23 protein-coding genes and 1 tRNA gene are annotated in these 22,518 nt (G+C 41.0%); 17 read left to right on the top strand and 7 right to left on the bottom strand.

From position 1 onward, the window contains the following. Window positions 1-56: 56 nt before the first annotated feature. Both TVG_RS05595 and TVG_RS08380 read left to right on the top strand, forming a co-directional pair. On the top strand, window positions 57-1,364 hold the full coding sequence (locus TVG_RS05595; protein ID WP_010917300.1) for an ammonium transporter: 1,308 nt from the start codon (window positions 57-59) through the stop codon (window positions 1,362-1,364). Between the two features lie 42 nt (window positions 1,365-1,406). Beyond that, window positions 1,407-1,637: a DUF2080 family transposase-associated protein gene (locus TVG_RS08380; protein WP_010917299.1), complete on the top strand. Its 231-nt coding sequence runs from the start codon at window positions 1,407-1,409 to the stop codon at window positions 1,635-1,637. An 82-nt stretch (window positions 1,638-1,719) separates the two neighbouring features. Here the strand turns inward: TVG_RS08380 and TVG_RS05585 are convergent, their stop codons facing one another. From TVG_RS05585 to TVG_RS05570, 4 genes are all read right to left on the bottom strand, one after another. Continuing rightward, complete coding sequence (locus TVG_RS05585) at window positions 1,720-2,463, bottom strand: ABC transporter permease (RefSeq protein ID WP_010917298.1); 744 nt, start codon at window positions 2,461-2,463, stop codon at window positions 1,720-1,722. Beyond that, on the bottom strand, window positions 2,444-3,364 hold the full coding sequence (locus TVG_RS05580) for an ABC transporter ATP-binding protein (protein WP_010917297.1): 921 nt from the start codon (window positions 3,362-3,364) through the stop codon (window positions 2,444-2,446). The genes TVG_RS05585 and TVG_RS05580 overlap by 20 nt, the downstream gene beginning before the upstream one ends. A 51-nt stretch (window positions 3,365-3,415) precedes the next feature. Beyond that, complete coding sequence (locus tag TVG_RS05575) at window positions 3,416-4,213, bottom strand: hypothetical protein (protein WP_048054016.1); 798 nt, start codon at window positions 4,211-4,213, stop codon at window positions 3,416-3,418. 77 nt (window positions 4,214-4,290) lie between these two features. After that, entirely contained in the window at window positions 4,291-5,739 is a 1,449-nt protein-coding gene (locus TVG_RS05570) for a phenylalanine--tRNA ligase subunit alpha (protein ID WP_010917295.1), read from the bottom strand. A gap of 197 nt (window positions 5,740-5,936) precedes the next feature. On the opposite strand from TVG_RS05570, the gene TVG_RS05565 reads away from it, so the two are divergent. Then, a complete protein-coding gene (locus TVG_RS05565; RefSeq protein WP_010917294.1) occupies window positions 5,937-7,628 on the top strand; it encodes an APC family permease in 1,692 nt (563 codons plus the stop codon). A 68-nt stretch (window positions 7,629-7,696) separates the two neighbouring features. Continuing rightward, window positions 7,697-7,780, top strand: a tRNA-Leu gene (locus tag TVG_RS05560). Window positions 7,781-7,848: 68 nt separating this feature from the next. On the opposite strand, the gene TVG_RS05555 is transcribed toward TVG_RS05560, so the two are convergent. Next, entirely contained in the window at window positions 7,849-8,217 is a 369-nt protein-coding gene (locus TVG_RS05555; RefSeq protein WP_010917293.1) for a Mov34/MPN/PAD-1 family protein, read from the bottom strand. Then, window positions 8,204-9,022, bottom strand: coding sequence for an NAD(+) kinase (locus TVG_RS05550; protein WP_010917292.1), 819 nt, complete (start codon window positions 9,020-9,022; stop codon window positions 8,204-8,206). Before TVG_RS05550 ends, TVG_RS05555 begins: the two co-directional genes overlap by 14 nt. A 478-nt stretch (window positions 9,023-9,500) precedes the next feature. On the opposite strand from TVG_RS05550, the gene TVG_RS05545 reads away from it, so the two are divergent. The 13 genes from TVG_RS05545 (at window position 9,501) to TVG_RS05485 (ending at window position 20,850) form a co-directional block, all read left to right on the top strand. After that, window positions 9,501-10,097 carry a hypothetical protein gene (locus TVG_RS05545; protein WP_010917291.1) on the top strand — a complete coding sequence of 199 codons (597 nt, stop codon included), beginning with the start codon at window positions 9,501-9,503 and terminating at the stop codon, window positions 10,095-10,097. Between the two features lie 87 nt (window positions 10,098-10,184). Then, window positions 10,185-12,284, top strand: a complete 2,100-nt coding sequence (locus TVG_RS05540; RefSeq protein ID WP_010917290.1) for a minichromosome maintenance protein MCM — start codon at window positions 10,185-10,187, stop codon at window positions 12,282-12,284. Then, the gene (locus TVG_RS05535) at window positions 12,281-12,583 is read left to right on the top strand and encodes a DUF424 domain-containing protein (protein ID WP_010917289.1); all 303 of its coding nucleotides are present in this window, start codon (window positions 12,281-12,283) and stop codon (window positions 12,581-12,583) included. The genes TVG_RS05540 and TVG_RS05535 overlap by 4 nt, the downstream gene beginning before the upstream one ends. Continuing rightward, window positions 12,580-13,251 carry a ubiquinone/menaquinone biosynthesis methyltransferase gene (locus TVG_RS05530; RefSeq protein WP_010917288.1) on the top strand — a complete coding sequence of 224 codons (672 nt, stop codon included), beginning with the start codon at window positions 12,580-12,582 and terminating at the stop codon, window positions 13,249-13,251. The genes TVG_RS05535 and TVG_RS05530 overlap by 4 nt, the downstream gene beginning before the upstream one ends. After that, window positions 13,248-13,631 (top strand): DUF123 domain-containing protein, encoded by a 384-nt coding sequence (locus tag TVG_RS05525; RefSeq protein ID WP_010917287.1) that lies wholly within the window; start codon window positions 13,248-13,250, stop codon window positions 13,629-13,631. The genes TVG_RS05530 and TVG_RS05525 overlap by 4 nt, the downstream gene beginning before the upstream one ends. Window positions 13,632-13,656: 25 nt before the next feature. Further along, complete coding sequence (locus TVG_RS05520) at window positions 13,657-14,466, top strand: hypothetical protein (protein WP_010917286.1); 810 nt, start codon at window positions 13,657-13,659, stop codon at window positions 14,464-14,466. Beyond that, window positions 14,463-15,176: a tryptophan synthase subunit alpha gene (locus tag TVG_RS05515; RefSeq protein ID WP_010917285.1), complete on the top strand. Its 714-nt coding sequence runs from the start codon at window positions 14,463-14,465 to the stop codon at window positions 15,174-15,176. Before TVG_RS05520 ends, TVG_RS05515 begins: the two co-directional genes overlap by 4 nt. Window position 15,177: 1 nt before the next feature. Beyond that, window positions 15,178-16,170, top strand: a complete 993-nt coding sequence (trpD, locus tag TVG_RS05510; RefSeq protein WP_048054015.1) for an anthranilate phosphoribosyltransferase — start codon at window positions 15,178-15,180, stop codon at window positions 16,168-16,170. Next, window positions 16,142-16,729 carry a phosphoribosylanthranilate isomerase gene (locus TVG_RS05505; protein ID WP_010917283.1) on the top strand — a complete coding sequence of 196 codons (588 nt, stop codon included), beginning with the start codon at window positions 16,142-16,144 and terminating at the stop codon, window positions 16,727-16,729. The genes trpD and TVG_RS05505 overlap by 29 nt, the downstream gene beginning before the upstream one ends. Further along, entirely contained in the window at window positions 16,719-17,774 is a 1,056-nt protein-coding gene (locus tag TVG_RS05500) for an anthranilate synthase component I (protein ID WP_010917282.1), read from the top strand. Before TVG_RS05505 ends, TVG_RS05500 begins: the two co-directional genes overlap by 11 nt. Continuing rightward, the gene (locus TVG_RS05495; RefSeq protein ID WP_010917281.1) at window positions 17,771-18,322 is read left to right on the top strand and encodes an anthranilate synthase component II; all 552 of its coding nucleotides are present in this window, start codon (window positions 17,771-17,773) and stop codon (window positions 18,320-18,322) included. The genes TVG_RS05500 and TVG_RS05495 overlap by 4 nt, the downstream gene beginning before the upstream one ends. Beyond that, window positions 18,319-19,032: an indole-3-glycerol phosphate synthase TrpC gene (gene trpC / locus TVG_RS05490; RefSeq protein WP_010917280.1), complete on the top strand. Its 714-nt coding sequence runs from the start codon at window positions 18,319-18,321 to the stop codon at window positions 19,030-19,032. The genes TVG_RS05495 and trpC overlap by 4 nt, the downstream gene beginning before the upstream one ends. 336 nt (window positions 19,033-19,368) lie before the next feature. Continuing rightward, the gene (locus TVG_RS05485) at window positions 19,369-20,850 is read left to right on the top strand and encodes a D-glyceraldehyde dehydrogenase (protein WP_010917279.1); all 1,482 of its coding nucleotides are present in this window, start codon (window positions 19,369-19,371) and stop codon (window positions 20,848-20,850) included. A gap of 15 nt (window positions 20,851-20,865) precedes the next feature. Here TVG_RS05485 and pyk read toward each other — a convergent pair whose 3' ends face one another. After that, entirely contained in the window at window positions 20,866-22,491 is a 1,626-nt protein-coding gene (pyk, locus tag TVG_RS05480; protein WP_010917278.1) for a pyruvate kinase, read from the bottom strand. Between the last annotated feature and the right edge of the window lie 27 nt (window positions 22,492-22,518).

Here is a 22,518-nt window from a genome sequence, read left to right as displayed (position 1 = left end):
AATCCAAAGAGAACCGAAAAGTCTATAAAATTCCCTGTGATTTACAAGGGAATTTTATGATCCAACTTCTCAACAACTTGTGGGTACTTTTTTCAGCATTTCTCGTGTTTTTGATGACTATTGCCGTCGGTTTCCTCGAATATGGAGAACTTGGCATTGCGTTGAAACGCAGTCTTTATAAAACTATCTTGATCACGGGAATCGCCTTTGTAGTAATGGCTGTTATCGGCTTCAATACAGCTTTTGCTCCAACTCTATATGGTATTATAGGAAATCCGCTCTATAAACCAGGTTTTGTTCTAGGCTATCTAAATTCACCAACCGCGATGTTCTCAACAATATGGTGGGCAACATCAGCATCGTATTTCAACACCGGCTTATTGGGAATTACTTACTTCCTATTCGAGACCGCATTTGCGTCTGTCACGCTTGCTCTTGTTTCAGTAGTAATTCTTAGAAAAGTGAAGATGTCCGTCTTCGTGGTGTTTTCGATTGTATATTTTATAGTCATCTATAACCTCCCGGCAGCGTGGATATGGAACCCGACGGGATGGTTATACTTGCTGGGGATGAGGGACTTTGCCGGAGGATTAGTTGTACATGGGGCTGCCGGATTTGCCGGTCTGGCCATTATTATTAGGATATGGCAGGAAGAGCGCAAGAAAGGGATCGTGAGAAGCCCAGGAGAAATCATAAAAGTAAATGATGGCTTCCTCACCCTTGCCATCTTGCTTCTGATGATGGGGTGGTTCGGGTTCAATCCCGGGAGTGTCTTAGCCTTTAATTACGATACCCTAATTGTTGTAATGACAACGTTTATGGCTGCGCTTACTAGCATGCTTTCCACTCTTACAGTAAGTTATCTTCTATACAAGGATGCTGGTGGAATAATGAACGCAGTTAACGGAATACTGATGGGTCTGATTATTGTTACTCCCTTGGCCGGTTTTGTTAGTCCGCTGAGCGCAGCAATACTTGGCATTTTAGGCGGTCCAATTTTCATTTTTGCAAATAGGTTTTTTTCGAAGAGGAAATGGTTCAGCGATCCCGTGGGGTTGTTCTCGGGACACTTTACGGGTGGCATATTTGGTGTGCTAATGATTGGTTTCTTTACACAGCACAGTTATGCTGTTCTTTCCGGAAATAGTATTCTTCCTAACGGTCTGTTTTTTGGTGGTGGTTATTTGGCGTTACACACCCTGGGAATAGAGATTATGGGAATTTGCGCAGTAGGCCTGGCAGTTTTTGCGATCTCATACGCAACTATGTATTTTCTCAGCCTGGGATTTCACGGCATCCTCGAGGAACCCGAATGGAAGAAAGAAGAAAGAAAGAGCTTACCTTCATCCGAGACTTCAAAGTAGGAGTATAAGTGATTCAAATCTGATTGTAATTTATTGTTTAAGATGTACTGGTTAGTACGGAAGTCTGCATTATGCATCAGGTATCTCTCAATTACGTTTGGATTTAAGCCGTATTTTTTCAGATTTTCAATAAGGGATCAGGATCTTATCATTAGGGAGAAGGTTGAGACTGTGTACAAGAAGACAGTAACACTTTTCGGAAATTCAGGAAAAGTGGACGTTCCAAAGAGATATATTGGAAAAAGGGTTTATGTCATAGTGCCGAAAGAATGATGGCTTAGAATAAAATTTTGAGGTTATAACCAATGGCATTGTTTGGATAGTTTATTGATTTTTACCTCGGTTGCTTGTAACTTTATATCTCACGCCACTTTGCCTTCTTTACCGCAATTATAAGCAATAGTATTGTAACGATTACTATTATTATCCAATCTTCTGCAATTTGTGTCGAACTTAGACTTATCATCCCTATAGAGTTCTGGATTATTTCAGCCGCATAAGTTGTCGGGGAAGCATAAGCAGCATACCTGAATGGCATGGGAATGTACGTTATCGGATAATATACAGGAGGGATGGTAGAGATCAATGTTGAAACTATACCCGAAAAGGCCCAACTTTGTATTATGTCATAAGTTATTGTCGCTAGAGTAAAGCCAAGTAGTATTGAGAATGAGAACATTACAACAAGTACTCCTATTATGGTAAGTACGCCTATTGCCGAAGTGTGTATGAAAAAGTAAGCAAGTATGCCTAATACTGAAATAGCTGGAATAGAATAAACAATTTCCGATATAGCCATGCCAACCAGATAAACCGACGCAGTAGTGGGCGAACTTACTACAATGTCCTGAAGCTTGAAATCATTCTTTAGATGCGATAGGTCTCCCTGCAGACCAAGCCCGCTCGATACCATGGACATTATAAGAGCCCCACCAACCGAAACGGATATAAGCCTTCCATGGCTTGCAAGGGTTATTACAAGCAAGAAAGAAAGAGGCGAAAGTAGCGTATTGATTAGCGTTATAGGAAAATTTTTCATTGCATAGATTGCGTTGACAAGGATAGATGCCGCTAGCTGGCTACTCCTGTACGTATGCATCGCCTCCGATGTCTCTTTTAGCTATGCTATAGTATATATCTTCAAGTGAAATAGGATTTATTGAGAACTTTGCATTTTTATTTATGAGATCACGTACGATTGAATAGGCCTCTTCTTCGTCTATGAATAACCTTCTGCCTGTCTTTAGGACTGTTCCGTTTATTTCTATTTCGCCATCTAAGTTTGAGGTTTGAATCAGATTAATGCTGTATTTTTTGGGCAGTCTGGATCTTAGTTCTGATATTGTACCGATACCTTTGAGCTCGCCGGAATCAAGTATTGCTATCCTGTCAGAGAGCCTTTCTGCCTCTTCGAGATAGTGCGTCGTAAGAAAGATGAATTTTTCCCTCTTAAGCTCTGCAAGTAGGTCCCAAAGCTCCGCTCTAGATATGGGATCAAGGCCGGTCGTTGGCTCATCCATAAAGAGAATGTCTGCATCTGATGCTATTAAAGCAGCTACAAGCACCTTCCTCTTCTGCCCGCCAGATAACGTCCTATTTAGCTTGCCTGCAATTTGCTCCAATTCTAGTTTTTTCAGGACTTCCATTGATCTTCTCTTTGCTTCCGAATAGTTGATCCCTCTGTAGAGCAGGAATGTAGTTATAGTCTGGATTGGGGTAAGCCAAGATATGGCCCTCGCTTCTTGAGGAATTATTGCGATCCTTTTCCTGATCTCGTCTGGTTCTCCAATAATATCGATACCGTCAATTTCTGCATAACCTGACGATGGAAGAAGCTCTGTTGAAAGTATCCGTATAAGTGTCGTCTTGCCTGCCCCATTTCTTCCAATTAGGGATAATATACCACTTGCAGGGACTTTGAAAGAAATAGATTTCAGGGCCTCAGGGCCTTTTACATACTTTTTTGATATATCCCTGCACTCAATATAATAGGCACACATAAAAGGACACCTTTGATACTGAAATTTAGTTTATATGTGAAAGATATTTAACTAATGTATTAAAAGCATTGCCTTTTCCACTAGCGAATATAGAAGAATAGTAGCAAAAGCAGCATATGAAGCAGAAGAAGTATAGGCAAAAAGCCTATACCTATATGATACAGAATTTACTGAGTGAACTATAATAACGATAAGTACGGCAAGTATGTTAATAACTACCTGGTATGTAATCCTTATAAAAATTTCAATGTTATCAATCCATCTCATAGCAGGGCCAAATGTTGTTGCATTTATGGCTATTACAGAAAGAGTTAATGAATATATTAGAGAATAGCTATTTCTGTACAGGGCGAAAATATAGGATATGGAAGCCTCAAGAAGGCCTACAGACAATACTATAAGCAGTGCATAGTTAATAACTGGATCCCATTTTGGGAGAACATCTGACAGATTGTTGTACGGCACCATTATTAGGAAGACCATGAACCAGAGCGATACTCCATAAAAGAAGGCAAAAACATCATAAAAGTAAGCGTTTTCTAGATACTTCCAGTCTACATCACTTCTAGTTGTTCCGAACATAACGAGAGTCGGATCAAGCAACTCTTTACTTATAATAGAAGAGAATCCAGGTGAGGATATCTTATAAAGTTGGAGGTTAGGCAAATAAATTGCATCTCTATTTGTTATCCTAGTAGAAAAAAGTGAAGATCCAACTAACTTCTTTGATTTTATTATTTGAAATTTTATCCTATATGGATTATGCGTGATCATATACTCCAATACGATGGAAGCTAGAATGCTCGAGATAATGTATCCTGGAATATAGATTAGCGATATCTTGATCACTTAAGTCATGATATTTATAAATCCGTTAATAATAAATATTTCTTCAAAAGGAGTCATTTTTCTTTTTAGAGATATATTTAATATTTGATTTTGTAACCTTCTAGGAAGCTGAAGTCTGTATTGTAGAGATCTCGTACATCAGTTAATCCGTAATAGAGCATAGCTAAACGTTCCAAGCCCATCCCCCAAGCCATAACAGGGGCCTTCAGTCCGAGTATTTTACCAACTTCGGGCCTAAATATACCTGAACCACCGAGTTCCATTTCTTTGCCGTCTACTTCCACAACCACGTCCAGGCTTGGTTCAGTATATGGGTAATAGGATGGTACAAGCCTTATTTTTTCGAATCCAAGCTTACCATAGAACGTGCGGAGTATCCATTTAAGCGTCGCAACGCTCACATTTTTGTCATATACTGCGCCTTCTATCTGGTAAAATTCTGCTAAGTGCTTCCAATCAACGCTCTCGTGCCTGAATACTTTTTCCACTGAAAATATCGCCTGCGGATATGTGTTGTGTTCGTAAAGGTATCTGGCAGTAGTTACCGTTGTATGCGTCCTGAGTATCAGTTTTTTTCCATCATCGCTTGACCATCTATAGCCCCAGCCAGAGTATCCGTCAAATCCTCTCTCGTGTATTCTTTTTATTCTTTTTTCGATTTCCGGATGTTCGATTGTAAAATTACTGTCCTTTACATAGAACGTATCCTGCATATCCCTAGCCGGATGATCTTGTGGTATGAATAGTGCATCCATGTCCCACAATGCAGATTCTATATAATGTCCACTCATCTCGGTAAAACCCATATCTAAGAATATCCGCCTTATCTCATTGATAAAGTATACTAACGGATGCTTTGCATACGATTTTGTTGGCGAAACGGGGGCATCTAGATCATATTTTCTGAATGGAGCGGTTTTCCACGCTTGAGACGTTATTATACCTGAATCAATCTCCCCAATAGCCTCGAACTGATCGAAGTTATTGAGTTGTTCTAGGCCCTTGGAGTTAATCGATACTATCCTTACGGACCTCTTCTTTTCCTCTATGACATTTTTCCTCCTCTTGAAGTGTTCGATCATCTCTTGATCATCTGTATTTAGGTCAGATAAGAAACGCTGTCTTCTTGAGATCTCAGCTTCTATATGGCCATCAGAATATTCTAAAACGCCATTCTTAGGAGTTATACCAAATTTTGCTAATTGGGCTAAGACTATCTTGTATTCATCAGGCATCGCTTCCTGAAGATCCCGTAGGGATAATTTCCCTTTCCTTTTCAGAATAGAATAGGCCCTTAGCTCGGGTAAGCCATTTTCAGCATAACGTTTGCCCTCATCCGTAAGAACGTAGGCAACTTCTTCTCTTGTTTTGACGTCTATTAGGCCTTTCACCTGGAGCCACGATGTTGCACTTGCTATGTCCTGCCTTGACAATCCTTTTATCTCAATATTACTTTCCTCTATTTCTTGATTCTTGCTAGCAAGGTATTTTAGAATAAGCGCTTCGTTTTTGCTTATCTCAGACATTTCTTGGAGATATCATGTTTGTATTAATATTTGGAGGTTCCAGTATTTCCTCTATATAATACATTATAATTATATACATAATGTTTGATTGAAATGATACAAGTTCAATATTTCCTCTGATTTTTACAAAGTACCATCAGTACATTGTTATCGTGATACACGAAAACAAAATATATGACCATGTCGTAAACTATAGTATGGGAGATTTAAATAGTGCCTCGACTGATGCTAACATATCCTATAGCGAAAATCAGGACAGGAAGCTTAGGAAAGCTCTGTCAACATGGGACCTCCTTATGCTGAGTGTAGGAGGCATAATCGGATCGGGATGGCTGTTTGCAGCCTATGCAGCTTCAGTTCTGTCAGGCCCTGCCTCCATACTCGCATGGGTGCTTGGCGGAATTATCGTCATCTTTATCGCTTTGGTATACGCGGAACTAGGTGCGATGATTCCAAGGAGCGGTGCAATAGTAAGGTACGGCCACCTCTCACATGGGAGCTTTGCAGGCTTTCTATTCGGTTGGGCATATTTCCTCAGCGCCGTATCGGTGCCAGCGATAGAAGCTGAAGCTGTCGTTACCTATGCTGCTAGTTATGTTACAAAGCCGGCTCTAATCGCCAATGGCATTATGACAGTATTCGGAACTCTTATAGCGATGCTATTGATGATAGCCTTCTTTTTCCTGAACTATGCAGGAATACACTTAATGGGAAAGACAAATCAGGGTATAACCTGGATAAAGGTTATAATACCTGTGATAACAGTTATAGTACTTATAGCAGTACATTTCAATCCATCAGAGATAGTACCGCCTAATGGCTTCCTGCCATATGGCTGGGCTCCTGTATTTGCGGCTATATCCAGTACAGGCATAGTCTTCTCGTATTTTGGTTTCAGGCAGGCTATAGACTATGGCGGGGAGGCAAAGAATCCGCAGAGGTCTATACCAATAGCGACTATTGGCTCGGTGCTCATTGGAATACTGCTATATAGTTTGCTTCAGGTAGTGTTCGTGGGTGGAATAGACTGGAGCAAAATGGGCCTTGAACCTGGACAGTGGACTCTTCTCAACGCCTATGCAACCGCAGCACACGCGTCTACTGAACACCCCCTTGCTTACCAGCTTATGAATGCACCATTTGCTACAATAGCTCTCTCCGCTGGGCTTGTATGGTTGACATACACATTGTATGCAAGTGCTTACATAGCTCCTTCGGGAACCCTTAACGTATACCTAGGCACATCTACGAGGACTCTCTATGGAATGGCAGTTAACGGCCATCTTCCAAAGATATTCGCAAAAGTTGCTGATAGGAACAAAATACCTGTCATTCCACTTATTACTACACTGCTCGTAGGTTTCCTGTTCTTCCTTCCGTTTCCAAGCTGGTACAAAATGGTCGGTTTCATCAGTGGAGCGACGGTTTTCACCTACATAGTTGGCGGTGCCGCACTTATGAACCTAAGGAAGCAGGCCCCAGAACTCAAGAGGCCGTTCAAGCTGTGGTCCGCAAACGTTTTGGCTCCGATCGCATTCATACTTGCGTCAGAGGCAGTTTACTGGACAGGCTGGCCTACTACGTTGTACTTAGCAATAGCTATATTCCTAGGCCTAGTTCTTTATGGAGCTCTTGTTGGGCTGCACAAGATTGAACAAACCTTCGATAAGAAGAACGTCAAGGCTGGCCTTTGGGTGCCTGTCTTTATAGTTATACTGACTATTCTATCGTATCTGGGAGAATATGGCGGCATAAATGTTCTGCACTTCCCATTGGATCTAATAGTTGTTGCTATAGCCAGCGCAATAATATACGTTTGGGCAATAAAATCTGGAATAAAGACGGAAGAGATAGCAGCTATGATAGCGAATGAGGACCAGTACGTTTAATCGTACTCTATTATTTTTATTTTACATAAAAACATTCTAATATACAAGTATTCTATTCTCTCTAGTCCGCGGAGGTTGTCGAGACTGGCCAAAGGCGATGGATTCAGGGTCCATTCCCGCAGGGTTCGAGGGTTCAAATCCCTCCCTCCGCATTAAAATGTCCTGTAAATATAATATTATGGTAAGTTTCAATTATAAAGATACGACGCATTCTTATTAACTAATCGCCGATAATTTCAAGCGGAACCTTATTTCCACTTCTGTCGTAAGCTGAGTAATCCTTTAGGTTGTATGGATACCCAACTATGATATGGATCTTCCCAGTAAGTGAAAACATACGTAAATCTTCATCTGATGGTTTCGTTATGCCAGATGGATGGGAATGAACCGACCCAACTAGTGAGAAATCAATTGGCTTGCTGTACATATAAAAGAGAGTATACCTATCGCTTTGTATCGTCCCGGGAACTAAGGCTATCTCGTAGATGACGTTGTCTTCTGCCCTTAGTAGTGCGCCAAATTCCCTAGGATAGGAGTCTTTTGAAGCCTCCATTATCATTTGCAGGGTATCTTTTTTAATTAACCACATGCTTTATTACCTTATCCCTAAGCCTGTCGTATATCGATTCACGAAAAGACACGAATCTGGCTTTTTCCTCTGACATTGAAATAGAAACAGTGTCTCCGCTCTTAATCTTATACTCCTTTTGCCCATCCAGGATAAGAAGGGAGTCCTGGTCATTTCCAGCTATTTTTATTTCAACGGTAGATTCTGAAGGCACCACTACTGGCTTGATTCTTGATGAATATGGTGCTAAGTATGATATCACCATTCCCCTTACCGTTGGCAGAAGTAAGGGGCCACCCGCGGAGGATGAATATGAAGATGAACCTGTTGGCGTGGCTACGATCACCCCATCAGATTTTATCGTAGTCAAGAAATGCCCATCAACATAAATTTTGAACTGCCTTATCCTAGCTATGCGATCTGTATGTACAACGGCTTCGTTTGTGCAGTCCTCGAGACGCCTGCCGTTTATGTATACCTTCAACTTCATGGCTTCGTTAATTTTGTATTCACCCCTTATTAATTTATAGGTTGAACTTCCCACCTCATCTATCTCGATTTCAGTGAGGAAGCCAAGGCCGCCCATGTTTATGCCTAAGACAGGGCCTTTGGCATTTTGAAGAATCCTTAAAACAGTACCGTCACCACCAATCGCTATTATTATGTCTGCAGATATTTCAGTTATGTCCTTTCCAACTCCACCCAGAAATTTGGCGGCCTCCGTGTCGTATATTTTTTCCCAGTCCGGAGGGATCAGTTCAATTATACTCTTCGCTATTGTTGCACATCTTTTACAGTCTTTTCTAATCACGAAGGCGACCTTCATGCTCTAACCTCTTATATTCTAGGCACAACCCTGAGAACCTGACTTCGTATTAAATATATGCTATTACGTTTTTCTATTGAAACAATTATAAATGCGCCTCTGTAAAACAGAGTTATAATTAAAGTCCGGTAAGGAGGAGATTGGAGTGGAAGATAAGATTATCCGATCAGCACAGGAGCTATTCCGAAAAAAATAGTGTTAACGGGGTTAAGAAAAGTTGGATCGAAATTGCTGTTAAAGAATCAGTTTATAGCTAGAAGGTGTTTTCTCCAATTTTTGCATATTTTTTATCAGTATTTGGCTTAATTCTACTCAGCATTGCTGAAAATAATAAGATTATAGCATCACTTTAATAGAATAGATTGATAACGTAGTTCCTATTTGTTTTTGATCTCCAACTTATATATCACAGGTATGATATTTGTAAAAAGATATCATAAAAAGGAAAAATTTATCTATTAATTTTAAATAATATATTATGACAAAGGCATCTGAGGCGGTAAAGACCATCGTCTCGAATAATAACGTTTACTCTTTACTGATAAATACAGGCCTTGTGAATTACACAAAACTTGCCCGTGAGATAAAGGGGCAGGTTGATTTCCTTACTGGGAAAAAAATAAAGATAAACACCATAGTCAAAGCGTTGACCAACATCGAAGTTAAGGGTAAAAACTCGAATGCACTCGAAATATTGAAGCAATCTACATTAACGCTTGAATATAACTACGAAGAACAGCACTTTGAAAATCCAGAGGAGATCCCGAAGTCTGCCATACTAATCATAAAGGATCAGAACGGATATAGTACGCTAGCAAAGTCCGCAAAATCAAATTCGCTTGTAATTGCTAAGATACATCTTCCTGCAGGATCATGCACTACAGCCGGAATAACGCTGCTGATAACGGAATTCCTTGAGATAAACGGAATATCTGTAGTTAATATATATAGGCTTAGTAGGGAGGTATGGATCATAATACAGTCTGAATCTGCTGGTAAGGCAGCTGATGCTCTCAACAGACTTCTGTTCCAAAACGAAAAGAATGTAGGTGGACCGACAATAGAAGCCCATTAATCTAATTTTACTGTAATTTTTTACCACTTTTTGTTTTATAATCTCATATGAAAAACCATAAGTACTGATCATAGAATACGTTTTCAAATGATCTCACAGGAGATGCCCGTTGAGAGGATAAAGGACCTCTGGCGGGACTTCTTTAGGACTTACGGCTACAGCGATAAGATAAATAGCATACATCAGGACTATCCTGAAGTAAGAACACTCTATGTGTCCTTTAAGGACATTGAGGATTACGACAGGCAATTTGCAGCTTCTATCCTGGCTTCTCCAGAAATATACCTCAAGACTGGGGAAGAGATAGTGATGGAAGATTATCTCCTAGACAAAGTTTCGAGGAGGTTCAGAATATTCCATTTAAGGATAAAGGATCTCGAAGATAGAAACACATCCTATAATATAAGGGACATAAGAAGTGCAAACATAGGCACTTTAATAAGCGTTTCAGGAATAGTTCGAAAGAATACAGAGGTATTTCCAAAATTAAAAAACGCTGCCTTTGAATGCAGCAATTGCCACGAGTTAAATTACGTTGAACAAAACGAATCAAGATTGACAGAACCGCTTTACTGTGCTAATTGCGGACAGTCTAAGGTGAAGGACAAGATATCATTCAAACTTAGGCCCAATCTCTCCGAGTTCATAGATGTCCAGAAGATAGAGATACAGGAGGATCCGGAAACTCTAGAAGGTGGAGCGCAGCCCCAGAGGTTGATAATTATTGTGGAAGATGACCTTGCAGGGCTGCTATTTCCAGGCAACCGTGTTGTCGTTGATGGCATACTGCAGGCAGAACAAAGGCGGCAGGGAAATGTACCTTTAACAGAGTTTTACACCTTTCTATATGCCGTTAACATAAGAAAAGATGTTAAAGAGATTGAAAGCGTAAAGATCACTGAAGAAGATAAGCAAAAGATAATTGAGATTTCGAAGAGGCCGAACGTAATAGACGTAATAGCAAAATCAATAGCGCCGACTATACATGGGCTTGATATGATAAAGAAGGCCCTGGCGCTCCAAATGTTCGGAGGTGTCAGGAAAACCATGAAAGATGGAACAACGATGAGGGGTGACATCCACATACTTATGGTTGGTGACCCAGGTACTGCAAAATCTCAGCTTTTAAAATACATGGCAGAAGTATCGCCTCGAGGAATTTTTACATTTGGTAGAGGATCAAGCGCTGCTGGACTGACTGCAGCAGCAGTTAGGGATGAGTTTGGAGAAGGGCGCTGGACGCTTGAAGCAGGGGCTTTGGTGCTTGCAGACAACGGTTTCGTGGCAATAGATGAACTCGACAAGATGGACGAGCACGACACCGCCGCTATGCATGAAGCAATGGAGCAGCAGACTGTTACTATATCAAAGGCTGGCATCATGGCTACCCTTAGAGCAAGGGCATCCGTTTTGGCTGCAGCGAATCCTAAGTTTGGCAGGTACGATCTTAATCGAAACTTGGCCGAACAGATAAATTTTCCATTACCATTGCTGTCAAGGTTTGACGTTATATTCAAGATGGTAGATCAGCCTAATAAGGATACAGACAGCCAGCTTGCTGAACACGTCCTTAAGGCTCACAGGCTCGGTGAAATATACAAGAGCATGGAAAAAAATGACATAGAGATAGATGTGCCAGATGAAGCCAAGTATGAACCAGATATAGACAAGGATCTGCTCAGAAAGTATGTTGCTTATGCTAAAAATAACGTATTTCCGAGGTTGAGCGATGAGGCCATTGCCATACTGCAGGATCAGTACGTAAGAACAAGGACGGGTTCCAGAGATTCTATCCCCATAACGGTAAGGCAGCTAGAATCCACAATAAGATTAGCTGAAGCAGCGGCGAGGGCCAGGCTTTCAACTATAGTTACGGTCGAAGACGCAATGCTGGCAAAGAAAATAGTTGATTATTACTTAACTGATGTGTCAACCGAAAATGGAAAGATGGATATCGATATAATTTATACAGGCTCAAGTTCCAAGCAGAGAAATGAAATGGAGACCGTGCTTGATATAATTAAAGAGATAAAGGAAGAAAAAGGTATTGCTGAGGTATCGGATGTGATTGGAGTGGCGGAGAGTAAAGGTATAACTGCTAAGAAAGCTGAGGAGGCTATATTGAAGTTGAAAAATGCTGGCCAGATATTCGAGAGGTCATACGGTAAATTAGATGTGATCAAGTGAACATAGTGATGAAGATTACCGAGATCAGGGGAGAAATACTCCTAGCCGCTGCCGATTCAGACATACTTGGCAAAAAATTCAGGGAAAAGAATCTACACATAGAGGTCTTCCCGTCATTTTATGGCGAAGTTAAGGTAACGGATGAAATGTTCATTTCTTCGCTAAATATGTGTACAATAGCTAATCTGGTTGGGAAGCATACGGTAGAGCTTGCCATTGAAAATGGTTATATCGATAAGGATAACGTGCTGTATATTGATGGCGTTCCATATGCCCAGTACGCGAAGATGTTCCAATGATAAGCAAACATCAGGCTGTTAAGAAAATCTTCGATCAGATATCAGACAAATACGATTTAATAGATACTATAATAAGTCTTGGCTTGGACCAAAGGTGGAGGCGTTCTCTCATCTCTAACCTTAAGCTGATGCCAGGACTGCAGTGCCTCGATTGCGGGGCTGGAAGCGGAAAGGTTACGGAGCTAATAATGGAGTCTTGCGATAGCTGCAGTGTAACAGCTTTGGATATAACCGATTCTATGTTCAACCCAGAATTAACGAAACGCTGCAAATTCGTTGTCTCTCCTGCTGAAAGCCTCCCCTTTAGTGATGAGACTTTTGATCGGGTTTCATCAGCTTTCCTAACGAGAAACCTGGCAGATGTTGACAAGTATTTTTCCGAAGTCTATAGGGTGCTCAAGCCAGGTGGGATATTTGTAAATCTAGATATATTCAACCCTACTAAGCCAGTTTTTTCTCAGTTCTTTTCACTCTATTTCTACAGAATGGTACCGTTCTTTGGGAACCATGCAACTCACTCTAGGAATTACTCATATCTAGCTAACTCAGTAAAGTTTTTCTATAGTCCATTCATACTTAGCAAAAAGCTTGAATCTAAAGGCTTTATCGTTGAACCCAAAGATCTGTTTTTTGGTTCTGTATTTATGCACATAGCGCAAAAGAAATGAAGTCCTACATAGTATTTTTTCTCTGCAAGAGCCAAGTTATAAAATTGTCGTCCAAGACTTTTGATATAGACAGCGGACTTTATGCATACCTTGGTTCTTGCGGCAAGGCCTGCGCATCTAGGATAAGCAGGCATATGATCCGGTCTATTTCCAAAAAGAGATGGCACGTTGATTATCTTGATTGCGAACCTCTATCAGCCATTATATTCGATTGTCCGGAACATGAAATGGGAGTTGCACTTTCAAACTTAGAACACGTAAAAAGCTTCGGAAATTCGGATGATCCTAATGTACCGAGACTTTTTAGAATCACGGACATGCCTATATTCTTAAATTATGTTATTGTTGTATGTGCAAAAATAAAATACAATAATGCTTAAATAATGTGCATATATACCATTATTTATGGAGGTCAATGGCCACATAAACTATGAGTTCATCGTAAATGAGGAGAGGCCAATATTTCTCCATAAGTCGACTAGCGACGACTTCGTTAACATGCTTGGCCGAGTTCTTCCAAGAAGAGTACTCCTTGACGAATTCCTGTTTCAGGATCGGAGTATTCCCCCGGAACTTGCCTATGCCATTGAAGATCATAAGGAAATAATTAGAATAGTGGAAAGAGGAAAAGGTATATCTATCGAGCTATTGGGTAATCCGTATATATTCAGCGCGTTGTTTCAGATTTATTTCTCAGGAAAAGATGTACAGACTTTTCCGTACGGAAAATTATGGGAAGATGCTGTGAAAGAAGCTGCAGACGTTTTCGATAGAGTTATTGTAGTAGATGATATCTCTGAGGATCCAAAGGAATCCATAAGAACGGCATTCTCAAAGGGATACCATTTTATCACACCGGAGCTTCCAAATTCAAATTCTTTCTATAATTCAGTCATCGTATCAAGGTCTGTAAGAAAAACTCACAATAGGTATAGCATAAAAGCTAATGGAAATTTCGATCCGCTGGTGCTAGACGGTTTCATTTCTGCTTTCGGAGATCCGGAAGAAATCCGGATCGTAATCGATGGCGATCCGTCGGTAGAAGCCGATAATATCGATATCTTATCTGGGATGATGAATGTATCAGGCATAAAGATAGGAAGAAAACCATTTCCATCCCCTTACTTAACAAAGTTTTATAAGTCAGGAAAGTTGAAAGTTTCTTCTGGCAGGATACCAGGCAATACCGTTCTTTCGCTGGATGTGATTGAATGAAGCCATTTGTATATTTCACTCTCGGTTACAAATACAATGAGGTAAAAAAATTCATAAAGAATTCAGATGGAGTATATGCCTTTGAATTTGGCTTTCCAACTGAGAATCCACTCTATGACGGGAAGAAAATAAAAGCTACACATAGTTTTGCAGTCAACAAATTTAGCCATGATGATAATGCAGAAATATTCAAGCTTGCAGAATCTATGGGCATTAAAAAGTATGCCCTCCTGTACTATTCTGTCTTTTCAGGGAAGAAGGGAATCCTGGATTACTTATCGTCATCAAGATTTGACGGGGTTATGGTGCCTGACGTTGGCATAGACTATCCGGATAGAATAGAACAAGTAGCCAAGGCAATAGCGGATCATGGAATGGATTACGTACCGTTCGTCACTCCCGTCACTCCATTCAAGATAATGGAAAGGCAGATGAAAGTAAGCGGGGAGATCGTCTATCAAGGGATGATGCCAGCAACCGGCATTCAGCTGCCTTATGATATAGGGACTATTTATGGGCACATCAGGGATTTTACATCTGGAAAGCGTATAGTTTACGGATTTGGCATACGTAACAAGTGTACGATAGCTAAGATCGCCAAGTACGGTGGGTTCGGAATAGCGGTAGGTACAGCTGTTGTAGAAATGCTGGACGATGGCAATGTGAAGGCCTACAGGCAGCTGATCAATGATATTTTGGGGGCATCCTAATATGATGGGTATAGAAGACATTGTTCTTGGATTGAACGTAGATAGAGAATCAGCGAAGCGTCTATACGAGATCATATCAAAGGAAGACTGTTCAGACGTATGCAGGGCCGCAGTTCTAACTGCATTTCACTTCAAAGGTGTGACTAGGGAAGAATTCATGGGATTTCTAGATGCAATTTATAAGCCTACTGTAAGTGTAGACGCTACGGATATAGTAGGAACAGGAGGTGATAAGAAAAATACAATAAATGTGAGCACTGCATCTGCTATAGTTGCAGCTTCTTTGGGAATCCCAGTCGCAAAATTCGGAAACCGGTCGTCTACTGGTGCTTACGGTTCAGCAGACTTTATGGCCGATGCAGGCTATAGTTTTCCAAGAGATGTGGAAGCTGCTTTGCATCGGCTTAAAAGTAACAACTTCGTATTCATGCTTGCACCAACCTTCATTCCAGAATTCAAAATCTTCTCAACTGTTAGGAAACGTTTAGGGTTCCCTACCTTATTTAACTACTTAGGCCCTGTCCTGAATCCTCTAGCTCCGAAAAAACGTGTAATAGGTTCGGCTAGTACAGAAATGATGGATGTGTATTCCTATATTCTGAATGAATTGGGCTATCAAGCTATTATTATCAGGGGTCAGGATGGCATGGACGAGATCACCCCCTTCAATTTTACAGACGTGATATACGTAGACGGATCTGTAGAAAAATACGTTGTAGATGGCAGATCCATCTCCAACGACGTAAGGTACGATAAAATATCGTCCCAGGATCCATCGCTGATAAGAAAATTCAATTTTATGGGGCTTAAGGGGGAAAATGAAGATGCAGCAAAGTTCATAGCGCTCAACACAGCCCCTGTGCTGATCTTGAACAAGAAAGCTGGAAACTATGAAGATGCCTATCGTCTGGCTTTAGAAGCAATAAAATCTGGCCAGGCCTATGAAAAATTGGAGGCGATAATGCATGAAAATAAAGGTTTGCGGCATAACTAGGCTTGAAGATGCTGCTATGGTAACGGAACTCGGTGCATCTATTGTGGGCGTTGTGCTTGATGAGCTGAGCCCTCGCCATGCGTCACACAATACAATAAGGGAAATAGCAGAAGCAGGTATAACCGTAGCTGGTGTTTACACATCTGAACAAACCGTGCTATCGTCGCCATTGTTCGAAGATTATGTGCAACTGCATTTTGATCACGATCCTGAGCTAATAAGATCCATTCATGAGCTTGGAAGGAAGGTTATCTCTGTGATTAATTTTAATGGGATAAGAGACCTCAAAATAAAGTACAATGCGTATAGGGAAGCAGATATAATACTAGTAGAGTACAAGAAAGGTGTTTCATCGATTGTTTCTCAGATAGCACCACTCGGTTTGAATGTAGGCTATGCGGGAGGCATAAGCGATCGGGATATTGAGAATATCATTGCAGCTAAACCCTCGATTATAGACGTTAGCAGTTCTCTGGAATCAAGTCCAGGCATCAAACATCCCGGCAAAGTAATGTCATTTTTCAAGAAAATTAGAGATGCGATGGATTATGTTAGCTGATCAGATAGATGAGTTTAGGACCTATAGTAATTTTGCATATTTTGCCTCTTTCCCTGACAGGGTAAATGGATATGAGTACGTATTTGCATCAGATACCTTCCAAAATGATCCTTCTAAGATATTCGATGGCGCTCTTAGGCCAATTCTAGTAACATACGATTATGTAAACGAGATCTTCGATACGAAGGTTAAGAGTTCTGGATGGCCATACTTTCTATCTATGGATGCGGAAACTATTGAAAAACGTCCAATAATGCGTACTTCTGCCTTTAAAAAGAAGAACTCAGGTAGCTTAAAGGATGAAGCGTTGGAGGGAAAGATTAGGAAAATAGTGAATCTAATAAGGAACGGGGAAGTTTTGCAGGTAGTAATTTCCCGGGAATTTGAGGCTAACGTAAATGTTAACGAAAAGATTCATGAATTCCTCACGAAGGATCGGTCAAGATACGTCTTTTACTATAGGTTCGGCAAGTACGAAGTGGTTGGAAGTTCCCCGGAGAATATATTTACGGTTATAGGGAACAGAATTTATGTCGATCCTATCGCTGGGACAATATCACATTCATTTAGCTCCGATACACTCTATAGAAGTGAAAAGGATAGATGTGAGCATAGGATGCTTCTTGACCTGGCTAGGAACGATGTAAGCAAATTTGCTGACATTGGCAGCCTAGAAGTTCCTAAGGTGATGGAAATTGAGGAATTTTCAAGTGTAAAGCACCTTGTAAGCCAGGTAAAGGCTACGTTCTCAAACAAGAATTATGTGGACATTCTAAGGGCAATGTTTCCTGCCGGCACCGTAACGGGATCGCCAAAGGAGAGGGCTATTGAGATCATAGACAAGTTCGAAGAAACGCCTAGGGGCCCTTACGGCGGAGCTGTAGGAATAGTCGGTTCAGGTATATTTGATATGGGGCTTGCCATACGCATGGCCTATTCTTCTGGAAATGGTTTTAGGGTGCGTGCAGGTGCAGGCATAGTCAAGGATTCCGATCCCTCTTCTGAGGTCAATGAGATATATAACAAGGCGAGGTCAGTTCTATGAAGATGTTGGTCGTCGATAATCACGATTCTTTCGTCTATAACCTCTATTATTACCTTAGAGAGATGAACATAGAAGTGGATGTCGTAGAGAATGACAAATTAGTTGATGCATCGGGCTACGACAAAATAATAATATCTCCTGGCCCAGGCAGTCCACTGAACGCTAGGGATAGAGGCAGGACATTAGATGTGGTCGATAAATTCGATGGCCCTGTCCTTGGCATATGCTTTGGTCATCAGCTGCTGGCCTATCATCTAGGCTCGCAGATTTCAGTTGCTAGAAGGCCTTACCATGGTGAAATAGACCGGATAAAGCACAACGGAAGCAGTTTGTACTTAGGGATACCAGATTCGTTTGACGCGATCAGATATCATTCCCTGGTCATAAGCCCAAATAAGAACATAGAGGTAGATGCCGTGTCGGAAACAGACGGAAATATAATGGGATTCCATTCTGTAGATGGTAGGATATACGGTATTCAGTTCCATCCGGAGAGCTATTTTACTTCAGTTGGAAAACAGATCCTCAAAAATTTTGTGATGTTATGAATTACGATAGTGTTTACAAATCGAATAAACTTAGGAGCTTTCCTTATTCAAGAAGGCGAGGCATAATAAGTTTAAAGGAAAGGATAATCGAACTTAATAGATCCGGGAAAAGGGGCGTTATAGCGGAATATAAAAGGAGATCTCCATCAGGTTTAAAGGTGGATTATTCCATCGAAGACTATCTATCGTACGTAATGGAACACAGAATAGCAGGCTTAAGCATACTTACAGAACCTTCATTTTTTAATGGTTCCTTCCAGGATGTCGTTGTAGCCCATAGGTACAACATACCTATACTAGTAAAGGACTTTGTCCCTGATAGTGAGTTCGTGGATTATGGATTCAATGCCGGAGGTGATGCAGTCCTAGTTATACTTGATTTCCTAGATTACGAATCAATAAAGCGGATAGTAGAGAGGGCAGCGGATCTGGGTATGGATGTGTTGGAAGAGTTCCATAACCAAGATGCCTTGAAAAGGCAATATATAAGGGATAACGTAATGATTGGCTATAACAGGAGAGATCTCACAAATCTTTTAATGGACGAAAAGATCCCAGATTTTAGCGGAGAAGTTAGAATACTTGAGAGCGGTATATCTATAGATAATGTAAAAAATCTTGACCTAAAGTTCCAAGGGTATCTCATCGGTACCTCTATCCTGAAAAAGGATGGTACACTGGAATATCTCGAGATGGAGGGCATAATCTAGAGAGTAAGCAATATCTGCTCGGAATGAGATCTATATACTATGTAAATGGATTTTCTATTTACTTTCAGCCACAAGCATTCGAAAAGATTAAGCAGAATGAAACCCTGAATGTTCATTGTCCCTGGTGCTGGCCTATGTTTCTTTAAATAATTGAAACATAGGCTCTCTTTAAGAAACTAGCCTATTACAAGAACTATAAACCGCAACTAGAATTAGGGAAATTCAAACGCAGTTTCGATATTGAGTATAAAGATTGCTGCTTTTATTTTATTACAATATATTTAATATATATGTTATTAGAAAAATCTTAAATTAGTTTATTGCAATAGCCTAAACATGGATGGAAAACTGTACATAGATGGACAATGGGTTGATTCGTCCAATGGTGATACTTTAACGAAATACAACCCGGTTACTGGCGAAGTCATTGGGAAATTTGCAGCAGCATCAAGGGATGATGTTGATAGAGCATTTGATGCAGCCGAGGACGCCTTCCAAAAGTGGATGGATCTTGGGTCAGTCGAGCGTTCAAAAATCATATACAAAGCGAAGGAGCTCATAGAGGAAAACCGGAAGGAACTTGAAAATATAATAATACAAGAGAATGGAAAACCTGTTAAAGAAGCCGCTGAAGAAGTCGATGGTGTGCTCGATCAAATGCAATACTATGCGGAATGGGCCAGAAAGCTGAACGGAGAGGTCGTTGAAGGGACTACTAACCACCGCAAGATATTCCAATATAAAGTCCCGTACGGTACTGTAGTTGCCCTTACTCCGTGGAATTTCCCAGCAGGTATGGTTGCGAGGAAGCTTGCTCCGGCACTCCTCACAGGCAATACGGTCATATTGAAGCCAAGCAGTGATACACCAGGAAGCGCTGAATGGATAGTGAAAAAGTTTATCCAGGCTGGCGTTCCAAAGGGCGCTCTCAATTATATAACAGGCAGGGGTTCGGTTATCGGTGATTATATAGTAGAGCATAAGAAAGTTGCATTAATCACCATGACTGGCTCTACCAGCACCGGCCAAAGGATAATGCAGAAAGCTTCTGCTAACATGGCAAAACTTATGCTCGAATTGGGAGGAAAGGCCCCCTTTATGGTTTGGAAGGACGCCGACATAAACAATGCGCTTAAAACCCTGCTCTGGGCAAAGTACTGGAACGCCGGCCAGTCCTGCATAGCGGCGGAAAGGCTCTACGTACACGAGGATATATACGACACGTTCATTAACAAGTTCGTGGAACTGAGCAAGAAGATTGTAGTCGGCGACCCGTCAAGGGCAGACATGGGCCCGTTGATAAATACTACTGCATTGAAGGGAACAGAAGAGGTCGTTGAAGAGGCTAAAGAAAGCGGTGCACGCATACTATATGGCGGATCCAAACCCGATCTTTCTGGTCCATACAAGAATGGATACTTCTTCCTGCCTACGATAATTGACAATGTCGATCAGAAATCAAAGATATTCCAGGAGGAGATATTTGCACCAGTAATAGGCGCAAGAAAGGTGTCTGACGTAGAGGAAATGTACAGCCTTGCCAATGATTCCAAGTACGGGCTTGCATCGTACTTGTTTACTAAAGATCCGAACCTTATATTCGAAGCCGCAGAACGCATAAGGTTTGGCGAACTCTACATAAACATGCCAGGCCCAGAGGCATCGCAAGGATACCACACAGGTTTCAGGCTTACTGGTCAAGCAGGGGAAGGAAGCAGATACGGCATACTTGAGTACCTTAAAATAAAGAACATATACGTAGACTACTCAGGAAAGCCGTTGCAAATAAATACTGTAAGAGATGATCTATTTCAGTAAGATTCTATAAAAATATTATTTTTCATATTTTAATATTATACCTGTATTTCCATCTATATAGATCCTCTCACCTTCGTTGATGGTCCTTGCAAGCCTCGTTTTAAAAACCGCAGTTTTACCGTTGATCTTTTTAACTTCTGATGGCTTTACATCAGCCGTAAATATATACGCGTCGAAGTTCCCGTCAGGTACATCCTTGCTATTTGAAATTAGAATATTTCCATTTTTCCCGTATGTTGCTGTTCCGAAGGCATCTTTGCCTTGAGGATATCCACGGCCCAGGAATTCACCTATAGCCATAACACGGACGTCATTCGTGCCGCCAAAGGTAAAATACGGATCGCCGCTTGTTACTACGATCTTATCCCCACTCTTGAAAAATGCAGATTTTAAGATGTATTCTGTCAGATCGGCAAAACTGAGAGATTCTGAATCTCTTTTTAGATGCAGAGGAACAACTCCGAAGTAAATATTAAGCTTCCTAGACAGCGAGTCATCAACAGTCCCAGCATAGACCAGCGCCTTTGGCCTAAGCGAAGAGATCATTTTTACAGTCGATCCGGTGTGTGTCAGTGCAACAATTCCATTGCTGTTTATATCATCGGAAAGCACTTTTGCTGCCTTCGCGACTGAATAAGCTATTTTGTTGCCTTTAAAGGTGTAAGACGATTGAAAATCAACGAGATTTTCCACATAATCGGATACGTCACGCAGTGTCTGTACAGCAAGTGCTGGGTATTTGCCTATCGCACTCTCTTCAGACAGCATGAGGGCATCGGCATTGTCTATTATAGCATTGGTTATATCTGATATCTCCGCCCTTGTTGGAAATGCATTGTTAACCATAGACTCCAGTACCTGTGTAGCGACTATTGTGAAATCCCCATCCTCATGAGAGATCTTTATTATCTTCTTCTGCGCCATAACAACTTCTTTCAGGGGGAGTTCGACTCCGAGATCGCCTCTCGCTACCATTATTCCGTCTGATGCCTGAACTATGCTCTCAATGTTATCAAGGCCGCTCTTTGTCTCAATTTTCGCTATTATGTACTGGTTACCGCCATTCTCTATTATGAAATCCCTAAGGCTGTTCACATTTTCAGCATTTTGTACGAAAGATAAGGCAAAGAAGTCTACGCCTTGTTTTATACCCTCAATTACGAAACTCTTATCTCTTTCGGTTATGGACCCAATTTCAACGTATCTCCCAGGGACATTCACTCTGCTCCTGTCTCGTAGAACACCATCATTTTCTGCTATTAGCACTATAGGCGAAGTGCTATCAACGGTAAATTCCACCTCACCATCGCTCATCAGGACTTTGTCGCCAGTCTGAATATTTCCAATGGCTTTTTCATTATTCAGCGTGATTTCTTTTCCTATGGTGTATTTATTTCCTTTAGATATGCGCAGTGAACCGCCAGGAAAGGTTCCAGTCCTAAGCTCTGGGCCCTTGAGATCGACCATTACACCTACATCTGGATTTATATCGCGCATCTCTTTTACTATTTTTGCTACATAGGAAATTTCAGCGTGTGCGGAGTTGATTCTGATTAAGGATAATCCATTTTTTACCATTTGCTTAAGTATCGACGGATCTTCACTTGCAGGTCCTACCGTTGCTACGATCTTGGTCTTCATAATTTACGTTAGATATAGGAGACATAT

The organism is Thermoplasma volcanium GSS1 (assembly GCF_000011185.1).
Taxonomy (GTDB): Archaea; Thermoplasmatota; Thermoplasmata; order Thermoplasmatales; family Thermoplasmataceae; genus Thermoplasma; species Thermoplasma volcanium.
This window is presented reverse-complemented; position numbering and strand designations above follow the sequence as displayed.

What these genes read in the sequence shown, in the direction of transcription:
- TVG_RS05595 (WP_010917300.1), top strand. Translation starts at nt 57, where the DNA reads ATGATCCAACTTCTCAACAACTTGTGGGTACTTTTTTCAGCATTTCTC.
- TVG_RS08380 (WP_010917299.1), top strand. Translation starts at nt 1,407, where the DNA reads ATGTACTGGTTAGTACGGAAGTCTGCATTATGCATCAGGTATCTCTCA.
- TVG_RS05585 (WP_010917298.1), bottom strand. Translation starts at nt 2,463, where the DNA reads ATGCATACGTACAGGAGTAGCCAGCTAGCGGCATCTATCCTTGTCAAC.
- TVG_RS05580 (WP_010917297.1), bottom strand. Translation starts at nt 3,364, where the DNA reads ATGTGTGCCTATTATATTGAGTGCAGGGATATATCAAAAAAGTATGTA.
- TVG_RS05570 (WP_010917295.1), bottom strand. Translation starts at nt 5,739, where the DNA reads ATGTCTGAGATAAGCAAAAACGAAGCGCTTATTCTAAAATACCTTGCT.
- TVG_RS05565 (WP_010917294.1), top strand. Translation starts at nt 5,937, where the DNA reads ATGGGAGATTTAAATAGTGCCTCGACTGATGCTAACATATCCTATAGC.
- TVG_RS05555 (WP_010917293.1), bottom strand. Translation starts at nt 8,217, where the DNA reads ATGTGGTTAATTAAAAAAGATACCCTGCAAATGATAATGGAGGCTTCA.
- TVG_RS05550 (WP_010917292.1), bottom strand. Translation starts at nt 9,022, where the DNA reads ATGAAGGTCGCCTTCGTGATTAGAAAAGACTGTAAAAGATGTGCAACA.
- TVG_RS05545 (WP_010917291.1), top strand. Translation starts at nt 9,501, where the DNA reads ATGACAAAGGCATCTGAGGCGGTAAAGACCATCGTCTCGAATAATAAC.
- TVG_RS05540 (WP_010917290.1), top strand. Translation starts at nt 10,185, where the DNA reads ATGATCTCACAGGAGATGCCCGTTGAGAGGATAAAGGACCTCTGGCGG.
- TVG_RS05530 (WP_010917288.1), top strand. Translation starts at nt 12,580, where the DNA reads ATGATAAGCAAACATCAGGCTGTTAAGAAAATCTTCGATCAGATATCA.
- TVG_RS05525 (WP_010917287.1), top strand. Translation starts at nt 13,248, where the DNA reads ATGAAGTCCTACATAGTATTTTTTCTCTGCAAGAGCCAAGTTATAAAA.
- TVG_RS05520 (WP_010917286.1), top strand. Translation starts at nt 13,657, where the DNA reads ATGGAGGTCAATGGCCACATAAACTATGAGTTCATCGTAAATGAGGAG.
- TVG_RS05515 (WP_010917285.1), top strand. Translation starts at nt 14,463, where the DNA reads ATGAAGCCATTTGTATATTTCACTCTCGGTTACAAATACAATGAGGTA.
- trpD (WP_048054015.1), top strand. Translation starts at nt 15,178, where the DNA reads ATGATGGGTATAGAAGACATTGTTCTTGGATTGAACGTAGATAGAGAA.
- TVG_RS05505 (WP_010917283.1), top strand. Translation starts at nt 16,142, where the DNA reads ATGAAAATAAAGGTTTGCGGCATAACTAGGCTTGAAGATGCTGCTATG.
- TVG_RS05500 (WP_010917282.1), top strand. Translation starts at nt 16,719, where the DNA reads ATGTTAGCTGATCAGATAGATGAGTTTAGGACCTATAGTAATTTTGCA.
- TVG_RS05495 (WP_010917281.1), top strand. Translation starts at nt 17,771, where the DNA reads ATGAAGATGTTGGTCGTCGATAATCACGATTCTTTCGTCTATAACCTC.
- trpC (WP_010917280.1), top strand. Translation starts at nt 18,319, where the DNA reads ATGAATTACGATAGTGTTTACAAATCGAATAAACTTAGGAGCTTTCCT.
- TVG_RS05485 (WP_010917279.1), top strand. Translation starts at nt 19,369, where the DNA reads ATGGATGGAAAACTGTACATAGATGGACAATGGGTTGATTCGTCCAAT.
- pyk (WP_010917278.1), bottom strand. Translation starts at nt 22,491, where the DNA reads ATGAAGACCAAGATCGTAGCAACGGTAGGACCTGCAAGTGAAGATCCG.